The organism is uncultured Paracoccus sp. (genome assembly GCF_945915435.1).
Lineage (GTDB): Bacteria > Pseudomonadota > Alphaproteobacteria > Rhodobacterales > Rhodobacteraceae > Paracoccus.
The window spans coordinates 1-3,901 of record NZ_CAMEFG010000084.1 but is presented as its reverse complement, the minus strand read 5'-3'; the positions used below and the strand labels follow the sequence as shown (position 1 = coordinate 3,901).

At 64.0% G+C, this 3,901-nt stretch carries 7 protein-coding genes; all 7 read right to left on the bottom strand.

The features are described 5' to 3' along the window. Positions 1 to 262: 262 nt before the first annotated feature. On the bottom strand, positions 263 to 913 hold the full coding sequence (locus tag Q0O97_RS17335; protein WP_294932395.1) for a hypothetical protein: 651 nt from the start codon (positions 911 to 913) through the stop codon (positions 263 to 265). A gap of 3 nt (positions 914 to 916) precedes the next feature. Beyond that, positions 917 to 1,189, bottom strand: a complete 273-nt coding sequence (locus Q0O97_RS17330) for a hypothetical protein (protein ID WP_294932392.1) — start codon at positions 1,187 to 1,189, stop codon at positions 917 to 919. After that, positions 1,186 to 1,470 (bottom strand): DUF6378 domain-containing protein, encoded by a 285-nt coding sequence (locus tag Q0O97_RS17325; RefSeq protein WP_294932389.1) that lies wholly within the window; start codon positions 1,468 to 1,470, stop codon positions 1,186 to 1,188. Before Q0O97_RS17325 ends, Q0O97_RS17330 begins: the two co-directional genes overlap by 4 nt. Further along, complete coding sequence (locus Q0O97_RS17320) at positions 1,467 to 2,093, bottom strand: hypothetical protein (RefSeq protein ID WP_294932386.1); 627 nt, start codon at positions 2,091 to 2,093, stop codon at positions 1,467 to 1,469. The genes Q0O97_RS17325 and Q0O97_RS17320 overlap by 4 nt, the downstream gene beginning before the upstream one ends. Before the next feature lie 71 nt (positions 2,094 to 2,164). Then, on the bottom strand, positions 2,165 to 2,956 hold the full coding sequence (locus Q0O97_RS17315; RefSeq protein WP_294932383.1) for a hypothetical protein: 792 nt from the start codon (positions 2,954 to 2,956) through the stop codon (positions 2,165 to 2,167). Positions 2,957 to 3,151: 195 nt separating this feature from the next. Further along, complete coding sequence (locus tag Q0O97_RS17310; protein WP_294932381.1) at positions 3,152 to 3,355, bottom strand: hypothetical protein; 204 nt, start codon at positions 3,353 to 3,355, stop codon at positions 3,152 to 3,154. Then, positions 3,352 to 3,486 (bottom strand): hypothetical protein, encoded by a 135-nt coding sequence (locus Q0O97_RS17305; protein WP_294932378.1) that lies wholly within the window; start codon positions 3,484 to 3,486, stop codon positions 3,352 to 3,354. The genes Q0O97_RS17310 and Q0O97_RS17305 overlap by 4 nt, the downstream gene beginning before the upstream one ends. Between the last annotated feature and the right edge of the window lie 415 nt (positions 3,487 to 3,901).

Below are 3,901 nucleotides of genomic sequence, written 5' to 3'. Positions count from 1 at the left end.
CCTCGGCGCTGATCCCACGCCTGCGCTTCAGCCCCGCCAGAGGGTCCAGCAGCAGAGCATCAACCCTCGCTTCCCTTTCCGCCCTTTCCCCGCTCATCCCCTTCTTCCTTTCTCAGCAATTTCCCGACTTATCCACAGGCGCCACCCCTTGACCGTCTCGAACTGGCTTCTGTCTTTTTCTTTTCTTGTCCCTGTCTATGTCCCTGTCGTGCAGGACAGTCCGAGATTGTCCGAGACTGTCTCAAAGTGTCCTTCAGACAGTTCAGGACAGTCTTGAGACAGTTCCCGGACCGCCTTTTCCGCCCAATGAGAACTGGTGATCCGACCACCGCGCGATGCCGCGCTCGATCCACGACGACGACCGGTATTCGCAGCCTTCGCTGATCAGCCATTCGTCGATCCAGCGCACCGCGGCGTCGTTGGTGGCCAGGTCCTTGTGATATCCGCTGATCGTTATCCGCAGACGCTGGAGGCGTTTGGCGATATTCGCCGCCTCGTTGCGCGCCCGATTGTCCTCGCGCCGCGCCACGGCCTCTTGCAGGCTGCGCAGCACCATGGGGTGCATGAGCCGGATTTCTTCCTCGCACCGCACCGGGCGCCATTTGTGCAGCGGCCCGAACTCCATCCGGCACAGGGCGCGGAAATGGACCGGATCGACCATCAGCAGCTTGGCCAGCAGGTCCATGTCATTGGGCAGGGTGCCGAGCGGCGCCTGGTCGTAGGAGATGTTGATCAGGTCGAAGAAATAGGCCCGGCATTCCGGCGTCCCGCGCAGGCGCATCTCGCTGTTGAGCCAGCGGCGGCGTTCCCACGGCATGAAGTAATGGCTGTCCAGCCGGTCCTCGACGGTCAGCGGGTATTCGTCGAGCATCGAAGCCTCGACAAGCTGGAAGGGGGTTGCGGTGGCTGTCATGATCTATCCCCTCCCTTCGACCGGCATGTTCGCGAGGCCATAGGGGTCCGGCGCAGCCTTTCGCCGCGCAAAATCGGCTGCGCTGTCGCATGATTTCGCAACAGCCTCACCGCCAAGGCGATGGATCATGTAGTTGATCAACGCACCATGAGCGCCAGACATGACCGCCTCGGGGACCATACCCCGTTTGGTGATCATGTCCTGAAGCAGATCATAAAACGCCTCGCCAGCGGCGGCGTCATCCATCACGTATGCGCGCAATTCTTCGTCGGTCATGCCCCGCCCTCCAGGACATGCTCACCGCCGAGGGCCGCATAGCCCGCCATGTCGATCCAGTTGTCCAGGTGCCGGGGATTGGCGCTGGCGCGCACCAGCTTGACCGCGATCATCGCCAGCGCCACGTCCTCGGCATCCCGCGCCCGCGACCCTCTGGCCATGTCGAGCGCGTCCCACATCAGGCTGATCGCCGCGAATCCGGTGACAGCATCGCCATGCGTGTTCGCCCGGTCGCCGCTGATCAGGTCCGAGGTCATGAAAAGAAGATCGGTGCGCTTCACAGCAACCTCCCTTGATTGATGCTGTCGCCATCCTCGCGGTTCAGGAACCGGAAACCCGGTTCCGCGCCCCGATAAGCGCGGTTCCAGACGAACCACGCATTGCGCTGCGGCGGCGATCCCTCGCCGGTGAAATCCAGCTTCCAGCGCATCAGATAGCAGTAGGAAAACGGGTGCTGATCCAGCAGCGCGCCAAGGCCGTTGGCGCGGGCGGCGGGCCAGTCCCAGGACAGCAGCAGCGCGAGATAACGCCAGCCCGGCATGTCCAGCGTGTGGCGCAGCCATCGGCCATGCCCATCGCGGGCGTTGATCAGGTTGAAGGGCGGATTGGTGATGATCGCCCCGCCACGGCTGACCTCGCAGCCGAAGAAATCTGCCATGCTGCTGTCCGGGCAACCCCGGTCGACCAGATCGGACGCAACGCAAGGCAAGCCGAATGCGCGGATTTCCCGCACCAGCGCACCGTCGCCGCAGGCCGGTTCCCACACCGATCCGCAGGACCGGATGATGCCGCCATCGCGCGCCAGCAGGGCGCGGATCGCCTCAGGCTGGCCGGTGGGATAGAAATCATGCTCACGCCGCACATCGGCGCCGGGACGGCGCGCGGACGGAAGCTCACCGAACATGCCGGCACCATCTGCCGATCGGCCCTTGCCACGGATCGCGCGAAACAGCGGTTTTGCAGAGGGTGAAGTCATCATACCGCCCTCCTGGCCAAATCCCCACCGCTCAGGCGGGGCGCATGAACCGACCGCTTCAGGCCGAAGGCTGGATGCCCGACCCATTGCCCCTCGATCCATTGCCACCACAGCCCCCGATCCTCCTCCCTCAGCGCGTCAGGCCGCTGAATTGCGCCCTTGAAATGAGGCGCGGCACGGCGAAAATGGCCCCGGCGCCAGTGCAGCGGCATTTTGTGGAAGGTGGGGTCATGGGATACCTTGGCAACGGTTTCCTTGCTCAAATCCCAGGTGACGCGCGTCCAGGCGTCAACCGCGAACCCGAACCCACGCTGTATGGCGCGACGCTGCTGTCGTGATCCAGCGGGGCTGCGGCGCAGGATGCGCGGCTCGGATATGAGCGAAAGAATAAATGCAACCCGTGCAGCCACCCCCCACCCCGCCATACCACTAAGAACTTCACCATTCACAAAGAGGCGGCCGTCGGAATGGATCCTGAATAGCCGCAATCCCTGTGGGCAACTGCGCCGGTGGCCGTAAGCATGGATTTCATCGCCAAGTTCGCGCAGCGATAGAACTGTGTCTGTCCCCTCGATCACCATCGTCATCCGCGCGCCCGGAAGGCGAATTCCACGCGGCACCTTGAATGTTTCGTCCATATCTTCGGGCGCATCCCGAAAATTCTTGATCTCGGCGACAGCCAGCTCAGTCGCAAAGTCCACCACTTCGCGCGAAATCTCGAAGTGATGGAAGTCCACGAGTTCGGGAACCTCGCGCGCAAATCTGCTGACCGCTGCGATCCCGCTACCCATGACGCCCCCTCAACCTCACACCCATGCGCGCGAGCATCACGGCGGTCCCGGCGGGTCTGAACCCGCAAGCCTTCGCTAACTCCGTCGCGGTCCACCCCTTCCGGCGCGCATATGCGATGCGCAGTTCCCAACCCGCAGCCCGCAGATCAGGACGCGGGATAAATGGCGCTTCGGAAGAATCGGGGCGATGTCTGGTCATTTTTCGCTCTCCTGCTGATAGATTTCCCGGATGATGACCGGCGACAGGGACCGGACGAATGCCCGCACCACACCGGCAGGGCATTCCAGGTCGACCGCGATATCCTCAACACCGAAACCGGCCTCCAGGGCCGCAAGGACCAGGTCCTGCTGATCGTCGGTCAGCGTTTCCTTGAGGGATTGAGTGGCGCAGTCCGTCATGTCCGCGCCCTTTTCGCCTCGGCCATGATCCGTGCATCCCGCGCCATCAAGCGGCGCAGGATCAGGTCGAGCCGATCGTGCCGCAGCCAGTCATAAACGGTGCTGTAGGACACCCCCAGATCAGCAGCCATCGCAGTCCGCGAGGGCCAATGACGCCCGCATGCGCTGACGCCCTTGCAGCGACCACCGGTGCCCCGGCGCGCAGGCGTCCACGCCGAACCAGACCCCAACCTGTCGAGGTTTCCGTGGCGGTTCAGGTGAAACGCCACCATGCACGCGCTGACGCCCGCCGCCGCCGCGACCGCATCCTGGCCGCGATATTCCCGGCCGCGCCAGATATAGACCCCCGGCGCAGGCCCCGGCTTGCGGGGCGGGCAGGCAGCCGACCCCTCCCGCCCCGCATTATCACCGGCGACACGGATTGATGACCGCCGGTGAATTTGTGCCCCGCCGCCCTGACGGCGGCTCTCGGCCGGGCCAGCCGCAGGTTTCACGATTTCCGGCATGGCCTCAATGCCCGAGGCGGACCGGATCGTGACGGGTTTT

Excerpts from the sequence above, each read along its gene's own strand:
- Q0O97_RS17310 (WP_294932381.1), bottom strand. The coding sequence starts at position 3,355 with ATGACGGACTGCGCCACTCAATCCCTCAAGGAAACGCTGACCGACGAT.
- Q0O97_RS17305 (WP_294932378.1), bottom strand. The coding sequence starts at position 3,486 with ATGGCTGCTGATCTGGGGGTGTCCTACAGCACCGTTTATGACTGGCTG.
- Q0O97_RS17320 (WP_294932386.1), bottom strand. The coding sequence starts at position 2,093 with ATGTTCGGTGAGCTTCCGTCCGCGCGCCGTCCCGGCGCCGATGTGCGG.
- Q0O97_RS17335 (WP_294932395.1), bottom strand. The coding sequence starts at position 913 with ATGACAGCCACCGCAACCCCCTTCCAGCTTGTCGAGGCTTCGATGCTC.
- Q0O97_RS17330 (WP_294932392.1), bottom strand. The coding sequence starts at position 1,189 with ATGACCGACGAAGAATTGCGCGCATACGTGATGGATGACGCCGCCGCT.
- Q0O97_RS17315 (WP_294932383.1), bottom strand. The coding sequence starts at position 2,956 with ATGGGTAGCGGGATCGCAGCGGTCAGCAGATTTGCGCGCGAGGTTCCC.